Annotated in this window: 28 protein-coding genes; 8 read left to right on the top strand and 20 right to left on the bottom strand. The window is 52.1% G+C overall.

Annotated elements, in window-relative coordinates; translation table 11 throughout:
• Positions 1-146 precede the first annotated feature (146 nt).
• On the bottom strand, positions 147-971 hold the full coding sequence (locus GX147_02690; protein NLN59617.1) for a UDP-2,3-diacylglucosamine diphosphatase: 825 nt from the start codon (positions 969-971) through the stop codon (positions 147-149).
• 129 nt (positions 972-1,100) lie between these two features.
• Complete coding sequence (locus tag GX147_02685) at positions 1,101-2,087, bottom strand: LysM peptidoglycan-binding domain-containing protein (GenBank protein NLN59616.1); 987 nt, start codon at positions 2,085-2,087, stop codon at positions 1,101-1,103.
• A 240-nt stretch (positions 2,088-2,327) separates the two neighbouring features.
• Here GX147_02685 and GX147_02680 point away from each other — a divergent pair, with 240 nt between their 5' ends.
• The 4 genes from GX147_02680 (at position 2,328) to GX147_02665 (ending at position 5,033) form a co-directional block, all read left to right on the top strand.
• Positions 2,328-3,332, top strand: a complete 1,005-nt coding sequence (locus GX147_02680; GenBank protein NLN59615.1) for a KpsF/GutQ family sugar-phosphate isomerase — start codon at positions 2,328-2,330, stop codon at positions 3,330-3,332.
• 12 nt (positions 3,333-3,344) lie between these two features.
• A complete protein-coding gene (locus GX147_02675) occupies positions 3,345-3,800 on the top strand; it encodes an iron-sulfur cluster assembly scaffold protein (GenBank protein ID NLN59614.1) in 456 nt (151 codons plus the stop codon).
• A gap of 198 nt (positions 3,801-3,998) precedes the next feature.
• On the top strand, positions 3,999-4,553 hold the full coding sequence (locus GX147_02670; GenBank protein NLN59613.1) for a hypothetical protein: 555 nt from the start codon (positions 3,999-4,001) through the stop codon (positions 4,551-4,553).
• A gap of 15 nt (positions 4,554-4,568) precedes the next feature.
• Complete coding sequence (locus GX147_02665) at positions 4,569-5,033, top strand: PaaI family thioesterase (protein ID NLN59612.1); 465 nt, start codon at positions 4,569-4,571, stop codon at positions 5,031-5,033.
• A gap of 165 nt (positions 5,034-5,198) precedes the next feature.
• Here the strand turns inward: GX147_02665 and GX147_02660 are convergent, their stop codons facing one another.
• The 6 genes from GX147_02660 to GX147_02635 are packed head-to-tail and all read right to left on the bottom strand — an operon-like array spanning position 5,199 to position 10,264.
• Positions 5,199-5,561 (bottom strand): hypothetical protein, encoded by a 363-nt coding sequence (locus GX147_02660; protein NLN59611.1) that lies wholly within the window; start codon positions 5,559-5,561, stop codon positions 5,199-5,201.
• A 45-nt stretch (positions 5,562-5,606) separates the two neighbouring features.
• Positions 5,607-6,188 carry a hypothetical protein gene (locus tag GX147_02655; protein NLN59610.1) on the bottom strand — a complete coding sequence of 194 codons (582 nt, stop codon included), beginning with the start codon at positions 6,186-6,188 and terminating at the stop codon, positions 5,607-5,609.
• Positions 6,185-8,479, bottom strand: coding sequence for a molybdopterin-dependent oxidoreductase (locus GX147_02650; GenBank protein NLN59609.1), 2,295 nt, complete (start codon positions 8,477-8,479; stop codon positions 6,185-6,187). The genes GX147_02655 and GX147_02650 overlap by 4 nt, the downstream gene beginning before the upstream one ends.
• Positions 8,466-8,948: a (2Fe-2S)-binding protein gene (locus tag GX147_02645; protein ID NLN59608.1), complete on the bottom strand. Its 483-nt coding sequence runs from the start codon at positions 8,946-8,948 to the stop codon at positions 8,466-8,468. Before GX147_02645 ends, GX147_02650 begins: the two co-directional genes overlap by 14 nt.
• 10 nt (positions 8,949-8,958) lie before the next feature.
• Positions 8,959-9,675, bottom strand: coding sequence for a YggS family pyridoxal phosphate-dependent enzyme (locus tag GX147_02640; GenBank protein ID NLN59607.1), 717 nt, complete (start codon positions 9,673-9,675; stop codon positions 8,959-8,961).
• Positions 9,647-10,264: a septum formation inhibitor Maf gene (locus tag GX147_02635; GenBank protein ID NLN59606.1), complete on the bottom strand. Its 618-nt coding sequence runs from the start codon at positions 10,262-10,264 to the stop codon at positions 9,647-9,649. The genes GX147_02640 and GX147_02635 overlap by 29 nt, the downstream gene beginning before the upstream one ends.
• 723 nt (positions 10,265-10,987) lie before the next feature.
• Here GX147_02635 and GX147_02630 point away from each other — a divergent pair.
• The gene (locus GX147_02630; protein ID NLN59605.1) at positions 10,988-11,572 is read left to right on the top strand and encodes a YIP1 family protein; all 585 of its coding nucleotides are present in this window, start codon (positions 10,988-10,990) and stop codon (positions 11,570-11,572) included.
• Positions 11,573-11,695: 123 nt separating this feature from the next.
• Here GX147_02630 and sfsA read toward each other — a convergent pair whose 3' ends face one another.
• From sfsA to mtaB, 4 genes are all read right to left on the bottom strand, one after another.
• Positions 11,696-12,862 (bottom strand): DNA/RNA nuclease SfsA, encoded by a 1,167-nt coding sequence (gene sfsA / locus GX147_02625; protein ID NLN59604.1) that lies wholly within the window; start codon positions 12,860-12,862, stop codon positions 11,696-11,698.
• Positions 12,863-12,999: 137 nt separating this feature from the next.
• Positions 13,000-14,685, bottom strand: a complete 1,686-nt coding sequence (gene ettA / locus GX147_02620) for an energy-dependent translational throttle protein EttA (GenBank protein ID NLN59603.1) — start codon at positions 14,683-14,685, stop codon at positions 13,000-13,002.
• Between the two features lie 56 nt (positions 14,686-14,741).
• Positions 14,742-15,440 (bottom strand): ribonuclease III, encoded by a 699-nt coding sequence (gene rnc / locus GX147_02615; protein ID NLN59602.1) that lies wholly within the window; start codon positions 15,438-15,440, stop codon positions 14,742-14,744.
• A 16-nt stretch (positions 15,441-15,456) separates the two neighbouring features.
• Positions 15,457-16,794: a tRNA (N(6)-L-threonylcarbamoyladenosine(37)-C(2))-methylthiotransferase MtaB gene (gene mtaB / locus GX147_02610; protein NLN59601.1), complete on the bottom strand. Its 1,338-nt coding sequence runs from the start codon at positions 16,792-16,794 to the stop codon at positions 15,457-15,459.
• Positions 16,795-17,088: 294 nt separating this feature from the next.
• On the opposite strand from mtaB, the gene GX147_02605 reads away from it, so the two are divergent.
• Entirely contained in the window at positions 17,089-17,439 is a 351-nt protein-coding gene (locus GX147_02605) for a hypothetical protein (GenBank protein ID NLN59600.1), read from the top strand.
• Between the two features lie 4 nt (positions 17,440-17,443).
• Here the strand turns inward: GX147_02605 and GX147_02600 are convergent, their stop codons facing one another.
• Both GX147_02600 and GX147_02595 read right to left on the bottom strand, forming a co-directional pair.
• Positions 17,444-17,854, bottom strand: a complete 411-nt coding sequence (locus tag GX147_02600; protein NLN59599.1) for a 4Fe-4S binding protein — start codon at positions 17,852-17,854, stop codon at positions 17,444-17,446.
• A gap of 225 nt (positions 17,855-18,079) precedes the next feature.
• Positions 18,080-18,580: a hypothetical protein gene (locus GX147_02595; protein NLN59598.1), complete on the bottom strand. Its 501-nt coding sequence runs from the start codon at positions 18,578-18,580 to the stop codon at positions 18,080-18,082.
• Positions 18,581-19,389: 809 nt separating this feature from the next.
• Here GX147_02595 and GX147_02590 point away from each other — a divergent pair.
• Positions 19,390-19,617 carry a DUF4911 domain-containing protein gene (locus tag GX147_02590; GenBank protein ID NLN59597.1) on the top strand — a complete coding sequence of 76 codons (228 nt, stop codon included), beginning with the start codon at positions 19,390-19,392 and terminating at the stop codon, positions 19,615-19,617.
• 87 nt (positions 19,618-19,704) lie between these two features.
• Positions 19,705-20,523 carry a hypothetical protein gene (locus GX147_02585; protein NLN59596.1) on the top strand — a complete coding sequence of 273 codons (819 nt, stop codon included), beginning with the start codon at positions 19,705-19,707 and terminating at the stop codon, positions 20,521-20,523.
• Here GX147_02585 and GX147_02580 read toward each other — a convergent pair.
• From GX147_02580 to GX147_02555, 6 genes are all read right to left on the bottom strand, one after another.
• On the bottom strand, positions 20,491-20,688 hold the full coding sequence (locus GX147_02580) for a 50S ribosomal protein L28 (protein NLN59595.1): 198 nt from the start codon (positions 20,686-20,688) through the stop codon (positions 20,491-20,493). The two genes, GX147_02585 and GX147_02580, sit on opposite strands and share 33 nt — an antisense overlap.
• Before the next feature lie 65 nt (positions 20,689-20,753).
• Positions 20,754-22,052 carry an ATP-dependent 6-phosphofructokinase gene (locus GX147_02575; protein ID NLN59594.1) on the bottom strand — a complete coding sequence of 433 codons (1,299 nt, stop codon included), beginning with the start codon at positions 22,050-22,052 and terminating at the stop codon, positions 20,754-20,756.
• A 558-nt stretch (positions 22,053-22,610) separates the two neighbouring features.
• Positions 22,611-23,639 (bottom strand): hypothetical protein, encoded by a 1,029-nt coding sequence (locus GX147_02570; GenBank protein ID NLN59593.1) that lies wholly within the window; start codon positions 23,637-23,639, stop codon positions 22,611-22,613.
• 89 nt (positions 23,640-23,728) lie between these two features.
• Positions 23,729-24,184, bottom strand: coding sequence for a hypothetical protein (locus GX147_02565; GenBank protein NLN59592.1), 456 nt, complete (start codon positions 24,182-24,184; stop codon positions 23,729-23,731).
• Between the two features lie 74 nt (positions 24,185-24,258).
• Positions 24,259-24,555: a hypothetical protein gene (locus GX147_02560; GenBank protein NLN59591.1), complete on the bottom strand. Its 297-nt coding sequence runs from the start codon at positions 24,553-24,555 to the stop codon at positions 24,259-24,261.
• 30 nt (positions 24,556-24,585) lie between these two features.
• The gene (locus tag GX147_02555; GenBank protein NLN59590.1) at positions 24,586-25,134 is read right to left on the bottom strand and encodes a hypothetical protein; all 549 of its coding nucleotides are present in this window, start codon (positions 25,132-25,134) and stop codon (positions 24,586-24,588) included.
• Positions 25,135-25,295: the final 161 nt, after the last annotated feature.

Raw genomic sequence — 25,295 nt, 5'->3', positions numbered from 1 at the left:
TTCTATTTTAATCAATTGTTTCATGCGCGTATATCCCACCTGTCAGATTGCTCGTGTCATGGAGAAACAAGGTATCGGGATCCCGATACTTCAATTATAATTCCGGAAGAAAGATTGTGTTGCTTAACATAACCGAAAACAGATGTCTATACTTTTTGCGGCATTTTCCGTCCCCGAAACGAAAAATAAACATTCTCTTCTCGATCAAGGATTTTATCATTTTCATAGTATTTCAAATGAAATTCCCCATCCCTATAATCCAGGTATGAACGGTATGTAAGCCAATCACCAAGCGTGACCAGAACCTTTTCTTCTCCCGAAATGGAAAACCGCCAAACCAGAGGTTCATGGCTATGTCCCAATATGACCCCGTCATAACCCCCTGCACAAACGTCAAGGGCAAATCGGCACATTTTATCATTCAGGCGTTTTCCGCTCTCCGCCCACATGGTCTTGCTGGTTTCGGACGTAATCATCGCAATCCGCCAAAGCAGCCGGGAGGGCAGTATCTTTTGCAGGGTATAGACGAAACGACTCCGCAGAAATTTGCGTAACAGCAAATAGCCGCGGTTTGACTGATCCACCAGATCACCGTGGGCGAGATAGAAGCGCCGTCCGTCCAGATCGATTGACGCGTCATCACGATAGACAAAAAAGCCCAGACGGTTCGCAAAAAAATCCTCAAGGAAAAAATCGTGATTCCCCTCAAATATGTGTATCTGTACGCCCAATTTTTTTATTTCCTTAAGAGACTGGATAATCCTGTCGAAACCGGGATAATATCGATCCTCTTTACAAAACCAGAAATCAAAAAAATCGCCCATAAGATACAGGGCATCAAGGGACTGTCCACCCGAAGCCGCCGCCCTTTGAATCTCCTCTGTAAGATCACGAAACAATTTCAGAAGAAACCGGTAATTCTCCTCTGTATCCTTGCGGAGATGTGTATCGGAAAGAAAAATCGCCCTCATTTTGAAAAATGATTCCTTCGGTAGTCCATGCCGCGAATTCAATATGGCCCTGCAGCATACGTTTCGACGACAAAAAAAGGGACAGTATTCTGTCCCTTTTTTAACCTGGATAAAATACGTCCGGAGCTCTCAAACGTCGTCAAGGTCCTTGATTCGAACTGCCCTGATAAAATATTTTCCCACATTCGGCGCATTCAGGTGTCCGATTTGAACCTCCCGGTTTCCACTCGGTGATGCATGAACGAACTTGTTGCCACCGATGTAGATTCCGACATAACCCGCCGTGTGATTATCGTGGAAAAAAACCAGGTCCCCTTCCTGCAGGTCCTCCCTGTCCACCCGTTTTCCCACCCGCGCCTGTTCCAACGCCGTTCTTGGCAGCGCAACATCGAAGATTTCATAAATTTTCTGAACGAATGCGGATGAATCCAGTCCCCGAACGGTGTCTCCACCGCTTCGATATGGCGCACCGATGAAACCCAAGGCCACTTTAACCAGAAGCTGTCTCTCCTTCAGGCTTCTCCATTTGCCGAGGAATTCTCCACTTTCACCCTGTTCACGCTCGATTTCCTCCCATTCCTGTTCCGTTATAAATGACAGATCTTCTTCCAGGCTCTCGATATCCTGAGAAGCCGAATCCGTTGCTGCACGCAAGTTCTGCCTCGGCGTCCTCTGTTCTCCTGTCACCGGCCGGGCAATAACCAATCGGCGTCCTATTCTTAGCGACGTTCCCTTAAGCTGATTCATCGCTTTCAGACTGGTAACGGATACGCCTGTTTTTTTTGCGATGCCGTAGAGGGTGTCTCCCTTTCTGACCGTATAATATTCGGGAGTCTTGTTCTTTCCGGCCGTAGAAGCGACCAATTTTTCTTCTTCCCCGCTCTTCGCTTTGGAACTGGGAATGACGAGCCTCTGCTTGATTTGCAGATTGGTCGTCTGGAGATGATTGGCTTTTTTTATGGATTCAACAGATACGCCGTATTTTTTTGCTATCTTGATTAACGTATCGCCCTTTTTCACCTGGTGGATCTGGGCGGAAAAGGCTTGCGTCTGAATTCCAACAACGAGCAGCAGGACCAAAAGGCCCATCCATATGAAAGCCCATCGACGCTTCATGAAGTCCCTCCTTTTGGGTATTCGGAAGTTCTGCCATTCTGTCATGGGGCACACATCAAATGTGTTTTGGGGCAACAGTAAAAAACTGATTTCTGTTTATAAAAAATTCATAGGTCTGTCAAAACTTTTTTCATAAAACCCGCTTGAGTTGTCCTGTATTTTTTGGTAGCGTGCACCGGATATGGGTCGTAATCACCAACGAAGCCATACAAAAAATTAAATGAGGACCTGTTGATAGGCATGTCTGACCACTGTATCGATGAAGAAGATTCCGTCTTGCGGGCCCGCGAAGTATTACGGATCGAAGCGGAGAGCATCACCCAACTCATCCCAAAGCTTGACCGGAACTTCGCCAAAGCAGTAGACCTTATTTTCCGCTCTACAGGCCGGGTAATTGTCACCGGCATCGGGAAATCGGGACTGATCGGCAAGAAAATCGTGGCGACCATGACGAGTACAGGGACACCCGCCATTTTTCTTCACCCGGTGGAGGGTATGCACGGTGATCTCGGCATCGTTACGAAAGACGACGTCATGATTGCTATTTCCAACAGCGGCGAAACCAGTGAGCTGAATCCCGTCGTTGAAAGCATCCGGCGCATCGGCGTTCCCCTGGTCGCCCTCACGGGACAGGCCAACTCGACCTTGGGCCGCTTCAGTGACGTCGTTATTGACGTGGGCGTCAAGCGGGAGGCCTGCCCCTTCAATCTTGCGCCGACTTCCAGTTCCACCGCTTCGCTGGCCATGGGAGATGCCTTGGCCATCGCCCTTATCGGAAAACGCAACTTCAGGGAAAAAGACTTTTTTCGATTTCACCCCGGAGGGAATCTGGGTGCGCGTTTACGGGCAAAGGTGCGTGACATCATGATCAGGGGAGAGGAAATTCCCCGTGTACTCACGGGAACACCCCTTTTGCATGCCATCGAAGTCATGGACAACAAAAACAAGGGGTTCGTCCTGATTGCGGACGATAAAAACCGTCTCCTGGGAATCCTGACGGACGGCGACGTTCGGCGTCTCGTCCGTCAGGGTCGTGATTTTTCGGCCGTAACTGTTGATCGTTATATGAGTCCCAATCCAAAAACCATGGCGGAAGACGCATCCGTTGCGGAGACAATCGAATTTATGCAGCGGATCGAAATCACTGCCCTAGTCGTAATTGATGAACATCGGACAATCCTTGGATACCTGCACCTGCATGACATCCTCGGACGCGGCGGAACCTTAAAAATTTCCATTACCTGAGGGTACCTGCTTATGAATAATGCAAAAACGAATGATTTGATCCACGCGGTCCGAAACGCCCTGACGGAGGAGATGCGGGGGAAGTATTCGGATGAAGTGATCCGCTGTTGGCTCGAACCCACCCGAATGGGCACAATCGACCGACCGGACGGGTACGCCTGCGTGAAACGGGACTGTGGCGACCAGATGGCATTTTCTTTCATGGTAAAAGACGATCGGATCAGCGATGTCCGCTTCCAAACCAACGGATGCATCAATGCCATTGCCGCAGGCAACTCCGGCGCTGAAATGGCTATGGGGAAAACGGTCGGCGAAGCCATGGTGATCACCGGGCGGGATATCCTTAACGTTCTGGGAGGACTACCGGAGGAAAGCCTTCACTGTGCCGAACATACAGTGGAAACACTCCGTCAGGCACTGCGTAACTATCTGGAATTCAAGAATATCCCCTGGCGTTATGACCGGTAACGTTTCCAGAGGTTTTTTTATCGTACATTGGCGGGGCCTGCGTTAAAGTTTGAGATCGCTTTTCAAATCACACCATGCGATGATCCTTCCCCTTGATGATCCTCCTCTTTCCGACACGCCCCCGCAATCGCGACACCTGTATAAGGGAAGAATCAGTAATTTAAAACCCCTGCAAATCTTCAAGGAGACCGTATTATCTTGACCCGGACAGCAATCATCGACATCGATAACACCCTCTGGCCTTTCAGTGACGCCCTGTATTCTGAACTCAAAAAAATAAACACCCGTTTTCCCTCGCCAGATCAATGGTTCAATTTCGACATATGGGAAACATACTGTTCTCAGGAAGATTTCTTTACCGCAATCAATACAATTCATCATGGCCAAGAAAATGATTTGTATCAGCCCTATCCCGAGGCCCGGGATTTTCTCTCCGCTCTCAAGGCAAATGGATACCACCTTACCCTAGCCAGCCATCGTGTACCCTCGACAAGGCCACCAACCGAACAATGGCTTGAAAAGCACAGACTGCCCTACGATGAACTCCATCTCTCTCTGGACAAAACCGTGCTTTTCTCCAGGGCGGATGTCATCGTGGATGACGCGCCGCCCACTCTGAAGACGGCTTTAACCAGTGGTATCCCGGCAACGGGGTTATTATGCCCGTGGAATCAGGTCTGTGCGAACCACGGCTTCAGGCTATTTTCAAACCTGAACGAAGTGCTGGATTACATACTGAAGACGGTTTTATAAAGCAATGGAGATGACATGAATGACAAGGCTTTTCAGAATTATTACGAAGACGCGCACAGTATCTGTTTCGGTTGTGGCCGTCTTAATGATATGGGATTGAAAATAAAGAGTTACTGGGACGGAGATGAATCCGTTTGCCGGTTCACCCCCCATTCCTATCACACAGCAATGGCCGGCTACGTCTACGGTGGCATTCTGGCATCAGTCATTGACTGTCATGGCACCGGAACGGCCGCCGCCGCCGCATACCGTGCGGCTGGCCGAGACATGGGAACGGCACCGCATTTGAGATTTGTCACGGCATCCCTGCACGTGGATTACCTGAAACCGACGCCAATCGACACCACACTGGAGCTTCGCGGCAAGGTTCGGGACATACGGGGCCGCCGTGTTGTGGTCGATATCGTTCTGCGGGCAAAAGGAGAAACCTGTGTCAAAGGCGAGGTTGTCGCGGTCCGTGTTCCAGATCACCTGCTTTAGCCTGACCATCGCCTTGCCCGGACGTTTCCACCACAGGCGAAACAGACCCTGCTCTCTCTGGAAGCTTTTCCAGTCTGCTTACCGGAAACAGGGTCCGACCTAAATCATCGGATGCATTTCCCGACCCTGTCGAAGCCAGTGAGTCCCATGCACCCCTTTTTATTCCTACACATTGATGAGTCTTCCCACCGCCCTCCGGAAGAGAATTCCAGCCATTCGACGACGATGCTCCGGGGACCCCGCCTGATTGCGAACCGGATGCGCTCCCCGGGCCAGACAGGTCATCGCATCTTCCACGACACGTTCATTGTATGGCTCTCCCTCCAAACGGGCCATGCTCTCCCCTGCCAGAATCGGTGAAGAGGCCAGTGCGTTCAGCACGATGCGGATATTCTTGAACTTCCCCTCTTCCAGGCCAAAGGCCACGGCAACACCGGCCAGGGGAAAGTCGATGGAAGCCCGGCGTCGGTATTTCAAATAGGCTGAACGATATCCTTTTCCCTTCAAGGGCAGATGCACCGCCGTCACCAATTCGTCCCGCCACTGAGATAAGGGCTTTACACCGTCGTCCCGCTAGATACTCTCAAGTGAACCCCGACGTTCCGTCACACCTCCCTTTTTCCACCGGACAATTGTGACAGTCGCACCCAGGGCGATCAGTACGGGGGGACAATCTGCACAGAAAGAGGCATAGCAGCGCCTGGCCCCGGGAACCGCAAAACATACGTCGCCGCCGGTTTTCAGACAGCGACCAAGAGAGTCGCGCCAAAATTGGGATTGGTTGAAGTATGAACATCGGGGCGTCAAACAGATGTTACCGCCGATCGTGCCCATATTCCGGAGGTTTGGACTCGCCACGAACCGGGCCGCTTCCGCCAGGCCGGGGTAATCCCTGTTGATCCGGTCGTTACCCGTAATTTCGGTCAAGAGAACGGCGGCGCCGATGCGAAGACTATCGTCCTGCTCCGCGATATCCTGCAATTCGGACAGTCGGCTGACATCAATGAGAGTTTTCGGATTAACCAATCGCTGTTTCATCAGAACCAGCAGATCGGTCCCTCCTGCTATCGGCCGTGCATCGGGATTTTCTCTCAGTAACCGCAGCGCGTCGGCAAGCGTCCCTGGCTTCAGAACATCCAGTTCGGGGAGGGTCATGAAGGAGTCTCCTTGTGATCAAGAGCCGCCAGAACCCGCTCCGCCGTCAGGGGCAGATCGTGAAACCAGCAACCGACCGCATCGTACAGAGCGTTCACAATGGCGGGAAGGCTTGGATGAAGGCTTCCTTCGCCGATTTCCTTCGCCCCGTAGGGCCCTGCCGGATCGATACTCTCAACGAGTGTAACGTCCACATCGGGCACATCGAGACAGGTTGGAATTTTGTAATCCAAAAAGGTGGGGCCATTGTGACGGCCTCCCGGGGAAAAACCGTGATGCTCCAGCACCGCCTCACCGAATCCCATGACGACGGCCCCTTCAGCCTGACCGGATGCAGCCAGGGGGTTGAGGGCAAACCCCAAGTCATGGGCGCAGTGGATTTTCACGACCCGGATTTCTCCGGTTTCCGTGTCTACCTCCACCTCCGCCGCCTGGGCGCCGAAGGAATAGGCCGGAGACGGCCCCACGCCTCCAAGCTTGTAGGAACCGGCCAATTCCGGTGGACGATAACTCCCCAAAGCGCACAAGGCGACTCCGGAGGCCTCCCCCAGAACGGACGCTTCGGCAAAAGTCATCAGGGGCTCCCGAGCTTCCTTTGCGAATAGGTGCCCTTCCCTGAACCTCAGATCTTTCTGGTTTCGTTCCAGTTCTTTCGCGCAGACGGCAAGCAGACGGTCACGGATCTCCAGAGCGGCTTGATGACAGGCGTTCCCAGCCATAAAGGTCACCCGGCTGGAATAGGAACCGAGGTCAACCGGCGTTATTTCCGTGTCGGCGGAAACGACGCGAACCGACGTCTCCGGAATGCCGAGCGTTTCCGCGGTAATCATGACCAGCAGCGTATCTGAACCCTGGCCGATGTCGGAAGCACCGGAAAAAACGGTCACCCCCCCGTTACGATCCACCCTTATTTGTACCTGGGAATGAGGCATGGGATTGGCGTAGATGGGATAGGCCGCCCCTGTCACATAAAATCCCCCGGCCAGGCCTACACCTTTTCCGTAGGGCAGCTTGCCATGCTTGTTCTTCCAATCCACTGTCTCCGCAACCCGGTCCAGGCACGTCTTGAATGCGCAGGACGTAATGCGCAGTTCATTCACCGTGACCGTATCCGCCTCTATGGCATTCCGTCGGCGTATTTCCAGGGGATCGATTCCCAGATCGGCGGCAATCCGGTCCAAATGCACTTCAAAGGCGAAACGCGGCTGTACGCCACCATGGCCGCGTTGGGCACCGCAAGGCGGTTTGTTCGTGAATACACGCACGCTGTCAAAGGCGTAAGCGGGAACCCGATAAGGCGCTGTCAGCAATTGCCCGGAATAGATCATGGTCACAACGCCGTAGGAACCGTAGGCCCCGCCGTCCAACAGACTGCTGAATTGAACCGCCGTGATCGTCCCATCCTGTTTCACCCCGGTTTTTAGAGTCATTTCCATGGGATGACGTCCCCGATGGGTGAGAAACACCTCTTCTCTGCTGTGGATGACCCGGACGGGTCGACCCGTTTTCATGGCCAGAAGCGATGCTGCGAATTCCAGCGGCAGGGGCTCGCCTTTTCCCCCGAATCCGCCGCCCAGGGCAGGCTTGATCACCCGGATTTTCTCCATGGGGATACGGAGAACGCTGGATAGGGAACGATGGACATAATGGGGCACCTGGGTTGAACTCCAGAGGGTGAGTTTGCCGTCCTGATACTGCGCCAGGGCGCTGTGAGGTTCAAGAAAGGCATGACTCGCGGCCTCTTTGAAGAAGCGATCCTCCCGGATATAATCCGCTTCGGCAAAGGCCTGTTCCAGATCACCGAAAACCAGATGCACCCGCCGTTCAATATTGGCTTCCACGGCCCGTTCGTGAATTTTTACATCCTCCCGAACAAGAGCCTCATGGGGATCGAGAATAACGGGGAGCACTTCATAGGTCACCTCAATGAGTTCAAGGGCCCGCAGGGCCGTTGCCTCATCGACGGCGGCCACCGCGGCAACCTCATCACCGACAAACCTCACCTTTTCCACCGCCAGGGGATATTCATCCTGGGAAACCGGCAAAATACCGTATTTGACCGGAGCATCCACGCCGGTGACCACCGCCTTGACTCCCGGAAGGGCCTTCGCCCTTTGCGTATCGATGGAGAGGATCCGGGCATGGGCATGAGGGGATCGGAGAATTTTTCCCACCAGACAACGGTGCACCGGAATATCGGCTGTAAACTGCGCCGCTCCGGTCACCTTGGCCAGGCTGTCGGTCCGCGGCCTGCCCCGGCCGATGCAGTGGTAGACGTTATCCCCGGCCATCGTGTTTCCCCAGCCGCGTTGCCGCCAGCTCAACCGCTTCCACGATTTTTTTGTACCCGGTGCAACGACAGAGATTCCCCGCAAGAGCCGCCTTGATCTCCTCCCGTTGAGGATCCTGCCGCCGATCCAGCAGCGCTTTGGCCGTCAAAACCATCCCCGGAGTGCAGAAACCGCACTGAATCGCCCCAGCCTCTTGAAAGGCCCCCTGAACAGGGTGCAGATTACCGCCCACCGCAAGGCCTTCAATGGTCGTCACCTGGCGTTTATCCACGCGAACTGCCAAAGTGAGACAGGATAAAACGGGTTGCCCATCCAGAAGAACCGTGCAACTGCCGCACTCGCCCTGGTCACAGCCCTGCTTAGTCCCCGTCATGCCCAAACGGTGCCGCAGCACTTCGAGGAGTGTCTCACCGTCTTGAACCCCGATCTCGATTGCATCATCATTCAGGGTGAACTTCAGAAGCCTCATGCAATCTCCATTAAACGTGTTTTGGCGGGCGCTCACCAAAGATGGCCCGCCCAAGCCGAACAATCGTTGCCCCTTCCTCCACGGCAACGACAAAATCATTGGACATCCCCATGGAGAGTTCCGTCATATGAACGCCGGGAACATGCCGCTCCGTAATCCTGTCACGCATTTCCCGCAGAGCCCTGAAATATGGACGGGCCTCCTCGGCTTCCGCAAACCAGGGAGGCATGGTCATAAGCCCCCGAATGGAGAGATTTCCGCATGTTGCAACCGTTTCGACAAAACGAACCGCTTCCTCCGGTCTGATCCCGCTCTTGCTTTCCTCACCTCCCGTGTTCACTTCCACCAGAACCGGCATAACCACGTTCGCAGCCACACAGCGTTTATTCAATTCTCTAGCCAGTTCCATACGGTCAACGGACTGGATCATATGGAAGAGGCGAACGGCATGCCTGGATTTATTTGTCTGGAGGTGTCCGATCATGTGCCATTCGAGATCCTCAGGTAAAATCGGAACCTTTCTCCGGGCCTCCTGTACGTAATTTTCACCGATGAGATGAACCCCGGCCGCAACGGCCTCCAGGATCCGTTCGTCATCAACCGTTTTCGTAACCGCCATCAGACGCACCTCGGAAGGGTCACGTCCACTACGGAATGCCGCTTCCGCAATTTCCTCGCGAATGCAGACAACATTTTTTTCAACCGACCTGTTCACCACAACCCTCATCGAAATGAATGGCTCCGATTTTTTTGAGGATTTCAAAAACCTCATTGATCGGCAGACCGATCACGTTGGAATAGGAGCCGGAAATTCGTCGAACGAACACCCCCCCCTTGCCCTGTATGGCATATCCCCCCGCCTTGCCGTAAGGTTCACCCGTTCGGATATACCACTCAACCTCGTCTTCTCCAACCGAGCTGAAAAGAACCGTTGAACGAACTGTTTTTCGGCGCATCAGGGAAACCGATTTTCTGATGACGGCAAAGCCGGTGTAAACGCGGTGCGTCCGGCCACTCAAAAGCCGCAGCATCCGTCGCGCGTCTGCTGCATTTTTTGGCTTGCCCAATACCTCGCCGTCGACGGCCACAATGGTATCAGCTCCCAGAATCCACGCATCCGGATGGCGCATGGCCAAAGCCCTGGCCTTCATACAGGCAACCCTTCGCACATGGTCAGTCGGGCTTTCGCCGACCCGGCAGCTTTCATCGGCGCCACTGGGCATCGCCGTAAAAGCCAATCCCAGGGTGCTCAGCAACTCAATTCGTCTTGGGGACGCCGAAGCGAGAATAAACGGAGCGGTCGTGATAAGTGCCATGCCGTTTCCAGTTTGCCTTTCAGGAATGCGGCATCCGGGGGATCATCCGTGAAATGCCATCCATATGTCGAACAAACACTGCTGTCCTCGTTTTTTTGAACATCGATGACCTCGTTCTATATTGAATGCCGATCCCCTGTCAAGACGGGATCATTCATTTCACGACAGGTCACGGGAAAACCGTTAGTTTAATCAAATATCTCTGGATTTTTACCTAAAAGACCGCTACATTGCTGACCGTACCGAATTCAAAGAAGGAAATACAAAATATGAATGTCCGGTTCTTTCCCCATGCCTTACTCGTCGCCTTCATGTTCATGCTGACAAACCTCTTCGCCATACCCCTGTATGCGGAAGAACGCGTTGTCCAGCTGGCTATTCCCGGCTACGATTCGTGAGGAGGTCACGCCAGGGCACGGGTTGTTCTGGAAAATATGCAGGGGATCCGTCATTTCGAGGACGGAGTCGACAATCTGATTATCATTACCTACGATGACGAACAGACTTCCCTCAAAAGAATCATTGACACCTTCCGAAAAAACCAAATGGCACCGAAAGGTGACCCGGTCTCTATAAAATAGTGCAGCGTCGTCTGAAAACCCGACCATGGCCGTCCATGCAATCCGGCCGGAAAAAGAGCCGACCACATCAATAAAGGTTGGAAGGGGAATTTATTTTTTGGGTTGTGAACTGGTCCTTAAAAAATGAATGAAGGAGGTGCGTATGAATCTGGTCGAGAGAGTCAAAAACATCATTTTGTCCCCGGCTTCGGAGTGGGAGGTGATCAAAGGCGAAACCTGCACGACGGCGGATCTTTTCAAGCAATATGCCATGATCCTGGCGGCCATCCCGGCTTTGGGCGGTTTTATTGGATTCAGCGTCATCGGGTTTTCCTTTGGCCTGGGCACGTTCCGTTTGCCCCTCCAGTATGGTCTGGTTTATTGCCTGCTGAGCTATGTTCTGAGCCTGGTCGGCGTATACCTGCTGGCCATAATCATTGATCGTCTCTCGCAAAATTTTGGCGCTACACGGGATATGGGGGCTGCCTTCAAAATCGCGGTTTTCTCCATGACCCCTTTCTGGATCAGCGGCGTTTTCCTGATTGTTCCGGCTCTGGGGGTGATCACCCTGATCGCCGGGCTCTACGGTCTTTATCTCCTTTACCTGGGCATCAAGCAGTTGACGGATGCACCTGCCGAAAAACACCTCGGCTTCTTCGTTACCACCCTTCTGGTTGCCATCATCATTCAGGTAATCATGAATGGAATCGTCCGGGGCATCGTCTTCCGGGGACCAATGATGATGTAGCGGTTTCATCCCTTGCCAATTACTGTCGTGCAAATCACATACAAACAAAGGGGGTCGTGTTTCACATGGCCCCTTTTTTTCCGGATGGCCCAGACGAAAAAGTTTTCTTACATTCCAGATTGATCATCGACTCACCTCTACCAGATCCTCCAGGCGATCCATCCGGTAAGTTTGTAAAAGGGCGATGAACGGCCGATACCGCAACGGGTGACACGGCAAGCTGAAAAGATGGGTTGGGCAGCGGCAATCCGACGAACCGAAATCCGGGATCTGCCGCCCACAGATTTTACCCAAAGCCCCTGCCAATTCATGTTCCAGGTTTTCACTGGATCGAATGGGCACGGCAACACAGCTGTCAGCATGATTTCTCAAGTAATCGATGTGCCAGAAGGGCTTCTTTTTACGGCGCAGATGGCGGTTCACACGCTGAGACAAGTTTTTTTGAGCCGATCCGACGTAAATATAATAACCTGCCGGGAAAAATATTGACCCCAGCCTCCCGACATCAATCGAACGATCTGAAGCCAGATTGAGGATCAACAGGTAGCTTCCCCGGTTACAGTCTTCCCGTTCCAGAACGGACCAAGGGATATCCACCTCCCTTACCGGATCAAGCAGGTGAAGCGACGAAGACCAACCGACGGACAGGGGACAGAAACGGACCCTGTGGCGCACCTCACGGAAAATCCGAGAAAAATCAGGGTCCGTGTGAAAATCCGGGAGAAAGTAACGGGCGCCGGACCAGTGGATAAGGTAAATGACGACACAGTGGAAGCCCCGGTCCGCCAGTTCCGCCAGTTCCATCAGATGACGCCTCCCCCGTTCCGTCACGGCGTCGGGAAACATGGCGAACGATTTACCGAAGAGGGTGCAGGACTTGACTTCGCAAAGAATGTCACATCCCCGTTGCAGAAGGTGGAAATCGAACCGGCTATGTCCGACCGTCGCCTCCGCCTTGACAATCTTCGTATCCTCGAGCCCGGGAACCCGATTTGACTCAAGAAGATGTCGAGCAACCCGATTGGCCATCTGGGTGTGCAGCAGTATCGGAACGCCGTCCCGTTCCACGGCTACGGCGCTGTACATGAGGCCGCCCGCCGTCACGCTTCCCCGTCGAATAAGGAAAACTGTGGCCCCCGGCAGAAGCAACTCCCACAGACGACCCGGATTGGCCAGATGGGCCGAGACGGGCCGACCGTTCAAGTCGCATTCAACGACGAAGCGGTTGAGCCGACGCAGGAAAACCCCCCGGACCGGGTCCGTTGCCCAAGGAGAAAAGAGATTCGACATGGATGTCCCCCGCTGATTTCGTGTTTGTCCCCTCTTCGTTCAATCGTTTCTTACAATCATACCGGAATAGCTGGCCCGCCCTGAAGGGCATTCCCTTAAGGGGTTCCTGCTCCGCATCACAACCTGACACCCCCGTATCACGCCCGGGTCAACTGGCGGTACTTGATCCGGCGGGGACGGTCGCTTGCCGCGCCCAGCCTCATTTTCCGGTCCGCCTCGTAATCGGAATAACCGCCCTCGAACCAGACGACGCTGCTGTCACCCTCAAAGGCCAGGATGTGGGTGGCCACACGATCCAGGAACCACCGGTCATGGCTGATCACGACGGCGCAACCGGCGAAATTCTCCAGGGCCTCCTCCAGGGCACGCAGGGTATTCACATCGAGGTCGTTTGTGGGTTCATCCAGGAGGAGGACGTTGGCCCCTTCCTTCAGCATACAGGCCAGGTGCACCCGGTTCCGTTCCCCACCGGAGAGGTTGGCCACCTTTTTCTGCTGGTCCGCCCCGGAAAAGTTAAACCTGGCCACGTAAGCCCTCGACTTAACCGATACATCCCCCAACTGCAGCGTATCCCGGCCGCCGGAAATAACCTCCCAGATCGACTTTTCCGGGTCGAGACTGGCCCGGCTCTGGTCCACGTAGGCCAGTTTGACCGTCTCGCCGACGCGGATCTGACCGGCATCCGGTGTTTCCTGTCCCGTGATCATCCGGAACAGAGTCGTCTTTCCGGCGCCGTTCGGGCCGATGATCCCGACAATTCCGCCCGGCGGAAGCAGAAAATTCATCCTCTCGAAGAGGAGACGGTCCCCGTAACCCTTTGATACATCCTCGGCTTCCACAACGACCCTACCCAAGCGAGGCCCCGGGGGAATATAGATTTCCAGTTCCTCGGAGCGGGCCTCGCCCTGCTGAGCAAGGAGTTCCTCGTAGGCGCTGATCCGGGCCTTGGATTTCGTCTGCCGCGCCTTGGGGGACATGCTGATCCATTCGAGTTCCCGCTGCAGGGTTTTCTGGCGCTGGGTTTCGGCTTTTTCCTCCTGTCGCAGACGTTCCTGCTTCTGCTGCAGCCATGAAGAGTAGTTCCCCTTCCACGGGATGCCCCGGCCGCGGTCCAGTTCCAGAATCCAGCCGGCGACGTTGTCCAGGAAATAGCGGTCGTGGGTCACGGCAATGACCGTTCCCTCGTATCGCTGCAGATGATGCTCCAGCCAGGCCACGGTTTCCGCGTCCAGGTGGTTTGTCGGCTCGTCCAGCAGCAGGATATCCGGTTTCTGCAGAAGGAGCCGGCACAGGGCGACGCGACGCCGTTCGCCGCCGGAGAGGATCTCAACCGGCGTGTCTCCCTCCGGGCAGCGCAGGGCATCCATGGCCATCTCCAGACGCTCGTCCAAGTCCCAGGCATCCAGGGCATCCAGTTTTTCCTGCACTTCCCCCTGGCGGGCGATAAGTCGGTCCATTTCTTCATCAGACATGGGTTCGGCGAACCGCTCGTTGATCCGGTTATATTCGTTCACCAGTTCGACTGTTTCCGCAACGGCCTCCTCAACGATGCCCCGCACCGTCTTGGTGTCGTCCAGATGTGGTTCCTGTTCGAGCAAACCGACAGAGTAACCCGGGCTGAAGATGAGCTGGCCGTTGAACTCCTTGTCCACCCCGGCCATGATCCGCAGGAGCGAACTTTTTCCCGAGCCGTTCAGGCCCAAAACGCCGATTTTTGCGCCGTAGAAATACGACAGGGAAATATCCTGGATCACCGGTCTTTTGTCGTAAAATTTGCTCACCTGAATCATGGAAAAAATGATCTTGTTGCCTGGCTCACCCATTCATTGCTCCTTTTCGTTTCGTCTGTTTATTTTGGCTTGTCTCCTTCACATCGCCGTCATTTCGGCTTTTCCCCGCCATCGTCTTCGATCAGCGCCAGGGCCTGGCGCGCCGCCCCCTGCTCCGCTTCCTTTTTGGTCCTCCCGGTGCCCTGCGTAACGATGTTTCCGGTGACAAGCCGGACTTCAAAAAGCTTCCGATGATCAGGGCCGGATGAGCCGATGAGGGTGTAAGCTGGAATATCGCGAAATTTTTTCTGTGCGACCTGCTGGAGCGCCGTTTTGTAATCTGCGTAGCGGAACTTCTCCGGGTTACGTTCCAGGAGAGGAACAAAAAAAGTATGAAACCACCCGGTCAATTCCCTGAGTCCGCCATCCATATAAATAGCGGCCACCACAGCCTCCAGTGTATCCGCAAGGGTGGAGACCCTGGTTTTCCCCCCCGAAGCTTCTTCGCCCTTGCCCAGACGAACATAATCACCCAGGCCAATCATGCCGGCAACGATACTGAGGGAGCCCTCTTTTACCAGGGACGCCCGAGCCTTTGAAAGCTGGCCCTCCGTGAAATGTTCATGAGTTCTAAGCAGCATATCGCTGACGCAGAACCCCAAAATGGCATCGCCTAAAAACTCCATCCGCTCATTGTCTTCCAATGTCGAATCCGGGTTCTCATGGACAAAGGAACGGTGGGTCAGAGCCTGGTCCAGGAGAGCCCTGTTCCTGAACCGATAACCAAGTTTTGCCTCCAACCGCCGCAAAATACGATCCCGTTTCTCAGGCATGATTGACCCTCCCCCTGAGTTGTCCCCTTTCTTCGTCCAAAATCCGGGTAGGGACAATCTGGTTGATCCAATCGGGGTTCCCCTGTTCAAAAATCACGGCCAGGTAATTGTCCGTCCATCCCCTCATGTTTTTTTTATCTCTGCCGCCGTAACCTTCGATCAGAACGGGTAGTTCGGCGCCGACAAACGAGCGGGCGAATTCTTCCTTTTTCCCGGCTCCCAGAAGTCTCAACGCCTCCGCCCGCCCCCTCTTGGCCTTCTCCTCCACCTGTCCCTCCATGACCGCCGCCGCCGTCCCGTGCCTTCGCGAATAGGGGAAAACATGGAGATAGGTTAAAGGCAGGGACGCGATCAAATCAAAGGTATTCTGGAAGGCCGCCTCATCCTCGCCCGGGAACCCTGTCATGACATCGACGCCAATGGCTGCCCGAGGCACCTTCGCCCTAATTTTTTCAATCAAGGCGTGAAAAAAGGCGCGATCATAGGCGCGTCGCATGGATTGCAGCACATCATCGTCCCCACTTTGCAGGGGAACATGGAAATGCGGGCAGATTACGTTCGATCTCCCAACCCAATCAACCAATTCGTCGGATATCTCGGCCGGTTCCAGGGAACTCAGACGGATCCTGGAAACGGGTCGCTCCTTTTCTACAGCCTTCAACATATCGAGCAACCCCATCGGCTCCGGCAAATCCTGACCGTAGGCCCCCAGATGAATCCCCGTCAGAACGACCTCCTGATATCCGCTTTGCCCCAGACGTCGCAGCTCCGTCAACACGCTTTCCCGAGGAAGACTCCGACTCCTGCCTCGGGCCGTCGGCACAATGCAGTAGCTGCAACAGGCGTTGCATCCATCCTGGATTTTGAGAAAGGCCCGGGTGTGATCTGGGAAAAACGAAACCGACCGGAAATTAATATGTTTCACATGCCAGATGTCGCCGACCTGAACCTTCCCGTTGCCGTCACCCATCGCTTCGATGCGTTCCGGCAGGGTCAGCTTTTCATCGTTTCCCACGATGAGGGATACTTCCGGCATCACCGCAAGTTCCTCCGGAGCAACCTGGGCGTAACAACCCGTCGCGACAATGATTGCCCCAGGGTTGGCGCGGAAGGCTCGCCGGATCAACTGGCGGGACTGATAATCGCTTCGGCCCGTCACCGTACAGGTGTTAATGACATAAATGTCGGCCGGCGTACCGAAAGGCACGACTTCGTAGCCCCGCTTCCTAAACTCACCGGCCAGAGCGCATGACTCGTACTGGTTCACCTTACATCCCAGGGTCGTAATCGCCACTTTCTTTCGGTACCCCCACCCGAAATCAGCCTTCATGGCTTGACGCCCCTGTGGCAAAACATGCACCGTTTTTTAAATTCATACCCCCTCGATTGACCGGTTTTACAGGTTCTTTCACGCCCACAGTGAACTGGTATTCATCTAATATACCGTAATATTTCATTATCTTTCTTCTGTCCCTTCGTCGTAACTATTTCATAGGCTCCTGCTTTGTCAAGATGAAAGGAGGGCTGGATTTTCTTGGCGTTTTTCTGTAAATTAGCGCCGTATGATATTGTTTATCCTGTATGGCTCGTCTATAACCATCATCTTTCCAGGAGGTTTAACAGCATGGACGAACTCATCCGTTACATAACCAGTCACCAGCTCACGGTAGCGATAGCCGTTTGCTGCGCCTTTTTTATTACCTGGTTTCTCTTTAAAAAACTCTTCAAAATGGCCCTGCTTGTTCTCCTCATCTTCCTTGGTATCTACGGATACTTTTACTGGAAGAACCCGGAAACGGCTAAACAGAATATCCAATCAACCCTGAAAACAGCGGAGCAGAAAACCATTGAATCCGTAGAAAAAGGCATAACGGGCTACAAAATGGGCAAGGAATATATCGAAAAGGGGAAGCAGAAAATAGAAGAAGTCGATAAAATATGGCACCCGGAACCGGGAAAGGGCACAAAGCCTTAACAGGCTAAAACAGATTGATCTCCATGGCGCGTGCCGAACATGCGGTTACACAGAGTTCGCAACCGTTACACCGCTCGGGATCGAAATGAACCTGCCAGGTTTCCCGGTCGAAATAGAGGGCCCCGGTTGGGCAGAATGCGGTACAAGCTCCGCAGTGAACACAGCGGTCCAGATTTTGGCTGACGCTTTTGGACAGGGATTCAACCTTGAGGCCTTTTTCCTTGAGAAAGCGGATGCCGGAATCAAAGTTTTCCTTTGTTCCCGTCAGTTCAAGGACAATGACACCTTCGCGACGCGGAAAAATACGCGCCTTCAGAATATTGAAGACGAGATCGTGTTTTTTGACCAGCTCATAAATAATCGGCTCTTCTACGATATCGGCACTATAACGGATAACGATTTTGCGTGCGTACATGCCCTGTCCTGTTTTTCCCGGTTACTCAGGGGAGTTACGTTACGGAATGGCTCGTTCCTTGTCAAGGTATTTATAAGTCCCTTCTCCCGGGGAACAAGCACAACCCTCTCACGATCTCCAGGTTTCCAACTCCATACCTTTCCTTTTGTTTCCCCTGACATCCGCCCCTACGCCAACACTTCCCTCGATTCCTTACGAGGAAATTTGATGTAGGGCCGGATCTCTCTACGGACCGAAACACCTGCCGGCGCACATCCAGAAGATCGTATTTTCTCCGGGCCGGACCGACATACCCTTGGTCTCATAATCCCGCCCACACAAAAACCCGAACACCACCGTTTCCCCCTGCACAATTACCTTACAAATCTTGCAGTGATTATGGCAAATCTCACATACCTCATTTTCAACAGGCATCTCTTCCCGACAGAGGGCAAGGCCTCGAAAACCGGAGCGTTGGAGCCCGTTCTCCGCCAGGATCAGGGCGCTCCCAAGGGCACCCGTCAGGTGACAAAATCTGGAGACAAAAACAGGTTTCTTCAACCGGTGTTCCAGAACGGCGACCAGAGCGCGGTCTGCGTATCCCGAAAGAGAAACACCGCGTTTCACGGCCTGTTCCTCAATGAAACCGCCCGTTCCGGCGGCGCAGGAGGTGTTTGACCGATAGCGTTCGTAGTCACCTTCGTCATTGAATGTGATAAGGCCGAAATTCTCACCACCGACAAACATAATGCTGCCCACCTTCTCATGAAAATGGCGGACGGCGGCAATAGTGGAAATCTGGGTGTCATATCGGCTCACCCCTTTGAAAATGGACGGTCCGGTCAGCGTGGCGGCGACAACGGCCCTGTTTCTTAAGGGCCTGGATACTATTCATACGGCGGATCGGCCATAAATGCGAACATTCTATGCAGTCATTTTGCGCCACAATGCCGATTCACTGAACCGGCAAGAGCTATCTTCCCGAAAATACTCATCATAAGGCAAATTACCAATCGTTGGCATGGGAATTGAAATGATCGAGACATATAAAACACAACAAAAGAACGTCATTCAAACAAGACAAGGAGGTAAGGATATGATGAAAACTCTCAGGACAATCTTTGTAACGTTGATGCTTGGGGCAGCGGTCGTGATGCTGCCGAAACCAACCTTGGCCGCCGACATATCGATAGGATTCTTTTTGGGTTTGCCGGTTCCCGTTGTGACATTCGATTCACCGCGTGTGTACCATCCGCCTTCTCCGGTTTTCGTCAAAGCGAAACCCGTTTATTCCCGTTGGCATGCGTACAGTTCTGGTCACAAGCATGGCCACCATGGGTCCGGAAAAAAGCAGCTTCCCCTCAAAAATAGGGGACATGCCCACAACCGTTATGTCGATAATATCCATGGGAACAGACGTTGAGCTGACCCGAGAACCAAGGGAACCAACAAAGTTGATGCGAAAAGCGGCCGGGCTCCCCGGCCGCTTTTTGTCTTGCAGGAAACATTTCAGGGTGCTACTTCTTTACTGATTGAAGCAACTGAAGGCATCATGCATGAAAAATGCGACGATGATTGTAAGGTATTACCGGGTTGATCGCAGGGATATCGCCGCCATTCAGTTTATTATCGAGGGCTACGAAGGAATGGCCGTCGTGACGACCATCGATCCGAAACCGGCTCGCCTTCAGATTTCGATTATCGCGGATCAACAGGAGGATTTTGATTTTTTGCTGAGGGACTTGCAAAGTACTTTTCCCATCGAAGAAGTTCCCTGTACCTGAAAATCCGGGCCGGCAAGAAAAATAAATTTGCCTTCGATAATATCTTGTTGAACCCTTACAAGAAGTAAACTCGAAGAGATGGGTTCTATGTTGATGTTGACGCATACCTGGATCCTGAGGGAACTTCTGGACCTGGCCGGCCTGGAAGTGACGACACCGGATATTTTTGTCTATAATGTCTGTCCCGATATCCTGCCGATACATCGCAGCGTCCATTCTTCCATGACCCACCGCATTCCCCGTTTCATGAAAGTCCCCCCGGAGTTCAGGAAAGCGCACTATGTGCAGATCCATCTTCTGGCCGACGATATTGCCCATCATGGGCGAATCTGCGAAGAGGTGGTCACGGAGTTCAATCCCGATGCCACCGGCTACACTTATGTCATGGGTAAATCCCTGGTTGACCCGATTATGGATTACTGCGCGAGGTTCGGCTGTGCCGTGAATCGGCTGGAGGCCATCTACCGTTCTCATATGATCGTTGAGCTCAGCATAGACGTTTATCTCCGGGAAACAGCGGCCGGGAACGGCCTGATCGACCTTTTTCAGGATGCCATGGCAAAGACGGATAGATATTATATGCCCGAATTCACAAAAACACTGTCTTGGCTGTTCGGGGTCGAAGAATCGGTGATCAGGGAGGCCATGAACCACGCCATGGATTTTTACACGCTGGAGAAAATGATCCGGTTTACGAAAGGGGACGAACGGGTCCCCCGTTATGTCAGGATATTCGGTGCAGATGATGCGAATGAATCGGCCTGCGCGGGGATGGAGGAACTGATGGATCAGGGCATGTCCCTGATCGGCGACCCCACGCCCTATCTCCACGGAGTTGTCCGGGCGATACGGGAATCCCCCTACTGCGGTATATTACAGGGCCTTGGTGACAAAGCCGGAACGTAGGCAGCGGGTGCACACCTTGAGTTTGCTGATGGAACCGGTCTTCTTGTCGATGCAACGCAACTTTTGCAGGTTGGGATACCAGACCTTCTTCGTCTTGTTGTTCGCATGACTGACATTATTCCCTACGGACGGTTTCTTTCCGCATATTTCACATACCCTTGACATGATTTGACTCCTGTTGAATTCAGTATGGCGCCTTCTAAAGCATCCCGTAGGAATTTGCAAGCATTTTATAATTCATTTTTCATATTCGGCTGCCCGGTTGATTCCAGAACACGCAGCCAGGTGGTACTGTCCGGATCGACCTTCTTGCCGAAGGTCACCATCCGGATGGGAATATGCACATATTCGTCCCGGGTCAATCCGACGAGCATTCCTGTTTTCCCGGCCATCGCCGCATGCACCGCGTAAAGTCCGAGAGCACCACAGTAAATACTATCGCCGGCGTTGGCTCGGACGCTCCGAATCATGTAGCTCGGATCAATGTATTTCAGGTTGATTTCCATCCCGATTTTCTTGAAGTACTCCTCAACTTTTGAACGGAGAAAGAACCCGATATCCAGGAGCCGCAGATTCCCCGAAGCATCCGTTTCCACGGGTGATGTATCGACTTGCCTCATCAGTTCCTGGCCTGCTCCTTCCGCAACCAGGATGACACAATGTTTTCTTCTCAACATCCGTTTTTCCAGAGCCCTGAGAAACCCCTTTTCTCCGTCGAGATCAAAAGGCACTTCCGGGATCAGAACAAAATTGGCGTCATTTTGAGCCAGAGCGGCGCCAACGGCAATGTGCCCGGATTGCCTACCCATCAGTTTGACGAGACCGATACCCATGGGCGCGCCTTTGGCCTCGACATGGGCTGATTGAATCGCCTTGACGGCTTCCGAAATGGCCGTATCGAAACCAAACGTTTTTTCAATGAGATTTAAATCGTTGTCAATCGTTTTCGGGATGCCGATCACGCTGATGTTCCACTCTCTCCGCATAATTTCCTCGGCAATCAGTCCCGCGGCGCGCATGGTGCCGTCTCCACCAATACAGAAAAAAATGTCGATGTTCATCCGTTTCAGAGCGGTCACCATTTCCTCAATGTCCTGCTTGCCGCGGGATGAGGCGAGGATGCTCCCGCCGAGGGTGTGGATGTCCTGGACCGTTTCCGGAGTCAGCGTGCGAACCTCGTGCCCGTATTTTGGAATCATACCCTGAAACCCATAACGGATCCCGATGATGTTCGTTACACTGTAACGATGATACAGTCCCATGACAATGGCCCGGATGACATCGTTAATCCCGGGGCAGAGTCCACCGCAAGTCACAATGGCAGCTTTCGTTTTTGCGGGATCAAAGAAGATTTCCTCCCTGGGACCGGCCAGTTCCAGAGAAAGGGGTTGGCCGTCGGCCGTGGTAAAAGCGTTATAACTCTCCAACCCTATGTTGAAGAGAACGCGCTTGTTATCAGAAGTAAATTTACTCGTAAGGACCGGCGAAGGAATCGTATTTTCGCCGAGACTCTCAATATGCAAATTCAGAATATCTTCGGTCACCCCGCGTCTCCCCTGTCACGGCGGTATTACCGCCGGTTTCGTTCAATGGATCATGAGTCAAGCGATTTTCCTTATATCTCACAAATGACGAGAACTGTCAAACACCGCCACCTGTTCGAATTACCTCAAATAAAATGTTACCGCAGGATGGTTTCCCATGGGATCATTGATTCATAACCCATGCTCCTTCATAACCAGGGCATCCGACACAGAGACCTCGTCAAATCCCGCCTCGCGATCTTGATGGAAAGTGTTTCCGGTCGTAATAAAGGGATCTAAAAAGGTCGTACAGAGTTTTTCAGGGATGACTATGTAAGATGTTGGTCACCTTTTTGTTGTCAGCCTTCCTCAACGCCTCGAAGGCCGCACCCGGTTGCCGCTGTAAAATTCGACCGGCGTCTCGGTGTCTGTCAGGATACTTGTCGCACAAAGTCATGCCACCCGGGCTGATGTTTGTTCTCTATCGGCATCGGCCGGCGGGTTTAACCAATGGCCTAACGCTAAAATCAGCGGCGGCTGTAAGACGTCCGCTGGATTTTTTTGTTAGCCATTGCTCTGCAAGGCCCCTTGGAGATTCCAGCCGTTTGAATCCATATCGTCGTTCCAGTTGTCACCAGTAAGGATAAACAGACACTTGGCTATCTCAGGGTTGCTATCGTTCCACTGCGCGTGTACCTGAGAGTCGAATAGACCCCAAACCTCGGTAGGCCTGTGCCACGGATGGATCATTAGCAGAATGCCTGTCACATAGTTGTACTGAGGATCGGAGAGAATACCTGACTTTTCCAATAAGCCTTCTATTCCTGCCTCTCCTTCGAATTCAGGGATGCCGTGTATCAGCATACCCGACTTGCCAAAAGCCACCATCCAAAGATCGCCGGTTACAGCCTTCTTGAATAGGTAGTCATCGCAATATGCCGGGCGAAGGACGTAGTTGTCTGTACGAAACGGCGGAATGATACTCAAGTTTAAAACGAGGAATGAACTGGTGTTTGGGAACTGGTCGCGCTTCAAGTTCTGGCAAGTTTTTTCTATCAAAGTTTCAATTATCGCCGTTATCGTTCCCTTACCTTTTTTGTATGGTCTTTCACCGTATGGTTGAACTACAGAAATACCTGTTGCAATTCTCTTTCCTTTTTTCAATTCGTCTTCAATATCGATTTGGGCCTCTAGAGAATCTTCTAATGATTTTTTTATACCAGAGCTACCAGAGACAACTGATAAAGTTTTTACCTCAAAACACATATCTTGCGCTTCAAACCTAAAATCTGGGGTCTTGGCAGTTCCTGCCTTAATTCTATTGAGAATAATACCTTTATTTTTGCATAACAAATAGAATTGTGCTTCACCGAGAAGTTGAGCAAACTCATTGGTTTTATCAGCATTCAGGGCAAAATTATTCTCTGAGGCTATTTCTAATAGATTTTTGTTATATTCGTAAAGAACATTATCCTCTTGTGATGAATCTGAAACCATTTCAACGGCGCCTTTTAAGAAGGTAAGATAAGAATTGTTTGTCAGACCAATAATGGTTTGCAGTACATTTGTGAAGCAATTTTTTAAACTTTCCATAATGCTATTTCACCCTGATGGCTAACGAAAAGCTCACGGGGAGCCGGCTTTTTCGGCGATCCCGTGCAGCGTCTTGTTCGGAGCCTCTGCTATTCGGGTAAGTTTCTCTCCCATGCGTCTCTAAACTCGTTCTTCGCGATTGTTTTGTATGCTATACCAAACGAAAAGTCAGCATATGGTTTGCCGCGTTTCGCTTCTGATGCCTTTGTCAGTTTCTTCTGTTCCTCAACGACTTCAAGAAATTGCTGATTATTGACGACATAGTATTCCGGCCTCTCTACAGGAGACGATGGCAGAAAGACAAAAACAAAATGCCGTGACTCGTTTGGCTCTAGGAGATGATCTTGGCAGAGATAGTATGTCTTTGAACTCAGTGTCTTAACTTCCAATGAAAATGATTTTTCTCCAAGACTTTGACAGAGCAAATCTGTTCCAGGTGCGTTCCCCGAGGTAAATGCCACCAAGTAGCCACGTCTGACGAGTTCATGAGCAACACCAAATTGGCCAGCCCATTGAGTATGATGTCTGTTACCCTTTGCCTTCATTCTCTTGCCTCCGAACGAAAAAATCAGCCGGAGCGCAGCGATCGGCTGTATTGCCTGATTGTGCAATTTTTAATTTACCACACTAAGCGATCTTCAGGCCACTCGCCATCAAAGCTTGAAAAAATAGCTGCATCCATTACGCATGGAAATACTTCACACGCTTCACATATGATTTGGAAACCATCTAATACGAAATTATAATAATTTTTGTCTGATAATGCCGTAGCTGACAATTTTATAGGGAAACCAAATTCCGTAAGCCATTTTGTTATTCTGCTGTCCACCGGAATTTCATATTTAGTGAGCCCAAGAGATTGTAATAGGTTTCTTGACTGCTTTGGTCCAAACCCTTTAAGATTATTAATTATCATTTCTGCACATTTTCTTTCTACCGAATGGGGTCAAATCTTTATTCTTGACATTTGACCCAGTTTGTTTTGCATCTCCCTGAACCTTTTTCCCCATGCCGGCTCATGTTGCATCTTGAATAGCAATCTTTTGCGCGCCTGGCTTACCGCGCTGTAGTCGATGCCGCCCATCATTCGTCCTATTTCCGGCTGGGTGACGTTACAGTTTCGGTACAGAAACTCCATCAGCATCGCCCGTTCGGTTGATTGCCTGCCCTTCTTTGTTAGTTCTTCACGCTTAATATTTATCAGCTTTGCGTACTTTTCTATCAAATCATCCGGTTTCATTTTCTTGCTCAATTCTCTGAGCGCCGGCTGTTCGCGGGGAGACTTTTTATCCCTCCCGAACAATTGCTTAACTTTCTCGATAAAAACGTACCCGCCAATTACGCCGGTTCCTTTGCCCCTCTCCAGCGGGCTTGGGATTTCCTCCCGAAACCCTTCCTCCACAAATTTCCTATATTCATTTCCGGCTTTTTGCGTGTCACCGCCCAGATAGTCCAAAATCATCTTATAACAAACAAATTCTTTTCTTTTTTTCACGTTCAAATATCCGGCCAGACTCGTTGTTTCGTCGTTTAACAAATTTTCCCATCTTTTCCCTACAGGGTCTTTTGATTTCATGCGCAGTGGATTCAGATGAATATAGCGGGATACTTCCAAGAGATAATTATCCGCGTCGATCAAAAAAGCCTTATATCGAC

The organism is Deltaproteobacteria bacterium, from assembly GCA_012522415.1.
In the GTDB taxonomy this organism is placed as follows: Bacteria; Desulfobacterota; Syntrophia; order Syntrophales; family JAAYKM01; genus JAAYKM01.
Note: the sequence above shows the minus strand (reverse complement) of the source record. Positions and strands in the feature narration are given on the sequence as shown.

What these genes read in the sequence shown, in the direction of transcription:
- GX147_02580 (NLN59595.1), bottom strand. Translation starts at nt 20,688, where the DNA reads ATGTCAAGGGTATGTGAAATATGCGGAAAGAAACCGTCCGTAGGGAAT.
- GX147_02640 (NLN59607.1), bottom strand. Translation starts at nt 9,675, where the DNA reads ATGAGGGTTGTGGTGAACAGGTCGGTTGAAAAAAATGTTGTCTGCATT.
- GX147_02650 (NLN59609.1), bottom strand. Translation starts at nt 8,479, where the DNA reads ATGGCCGGGGATAACGTCTACCACTGCATCGGCCGGGGCAGGCCGCGG.
- GX147_02665 (NLN59612.1), top strand. Translation starts at nt 4,569, where the DNA reads ATGAATGACAAGGCTTTTCAGAATTATTACGAAGACGCGCACAGTATC.
- GX147_02560 (NLN59591.1), bottom strand. Translation starts at nt 24,555, where the DNA reads ATGATAATTAATAATCTTAAAGGGTTTGGACCAAAGCAGTCAAGAAAC.
- GX147_02685 (NLN59616.1), bottom strand. Translation starts at nt 2,087, where the DNA reads ATGAAGCGTCGATGGGCTTTCATATGGATGGGCCTTTTGGTCCTGCTG.
- GX147_02605 (NLN59600.1), top strand. Translation starts at nt 17,089, where the DNA reads ATGGACGAACTCATCCGTTACATAACCAGTCACCAGCTCACGGTAGCG.
- GX147_02565 (NLN59592.1), bottom strand. Translation starts at nt 24,184, where the DNA reads ATGAAGGCAAAGGGTAACAGACATCATACTCAATGGGCTGGCCAATTT.
- GX147_02570 (NLN59593.1), bottom strand. Translation starts at nt 23,639, where the DNA reads ATGGAAAGTTTAAAAAATTGCTTCACAAATGTACTGCAAACCATTATT.
- GX147_02600 (NLN59599.1), bottom strand. Translation starts at nt 17,854, where the DNA reads ATGTACGCACGCAAAATCGTTATCCGTTATAGTGCCGATATCGTAGAA.
- GX147_02690 (NLN59617.1), bottom strand. Translation starts at nt 971, where the DNA reads ATGAGGGCGATTTTTCTTTCCGATACACATCTCCGCAAGGATACAGAG.
- GX147_02630 (NLN59605.1), top strand. Translation starts at nt 10,988, where the DNA reads ATGAATCTGGTCGAGAGAGTCAAAAACATCATTTTGTCCCCGGCTTCG.
- GX147_02675 (NLN59614.1), top strand. Translation starts at nt 3,345, where the DNA reads ATGAATAATGCAAAAACGAATGATTTGATCCACGCGGTCCGAAACGCC.
- GX147_02680 (NLN59615.1), top strand. Translation starts at nt 2,328, where the DNA reads ATGTCTGACCACTGTATCGATGAAGAAGATTCCGTCTTGCGGGCCCGC.
- GX147_02590 (NLN59597.1), top strand. Translation starts at nt 19,390, where the DNA reads ATGAAAAATGCGACGATGATTGTAAGGTATTACCGGGTTGATCGCAGG.
- GX147_02585 (NLN59596.1), top strand. Translation starts at nt 19,705, where the DNA reads ATGTTGATGTTGACGCATACCTGGATCCTGAGGGAACTTCTGGACCTG.
- GX147_02645 (NLN59608.1), bottom strand. Translation starts at nt 8,948, where the DNA reads ATGAGGCTTCTGAAGTTCACCCTGAATGATGATGCAATCGAGATCGGG.
- GX147_02655 (NLN59610.1), bottom strand. Translation starts at nt 6,188, where the DNA reads ATGACCCTCCCCGAACTGGATGTTCTGAAGCCAGGGACGCTTGCCGAC.
- GX147_02595 (NLN59598.1), bottom strand. Translation starts at nt 18,580, where the DNA reads ATGTTTGTCGGTGGTGAGAATTTCGGCCTTATCACATTCAATGACGAA.
- mtaB (NLN59601.1), bottom strand. Translation starts at nt 16,794, where the DNA reads ATGAAGGCTGATTTCGGGTGGGGGTACCGAAAGAAAGTGGCGATTACG.
- GX147_02635 (NLN59606.1), bottom strand. Translation starts at nt 10,264, where the DNA reads ATGGCACTTATCACGACCGCTCCGTTTATTCTCGCTTCGGCGTCCCCA.
- sfsA (NLN59604.1), bottom strand. Translation starts at nt 12,862, where the DNA reads ATGTCGAATCTCTTTTCTCCTTGGGCAACGGACCCGGTCCGGGGGGTT.
- ettA (NLN59603.1), bottom strand. Translation starts at nt 14,685, where the DNA reads ATGGGTGAGCCAGGCAACAAGATCATTTTTTCCATGATTCAGGTGAGC.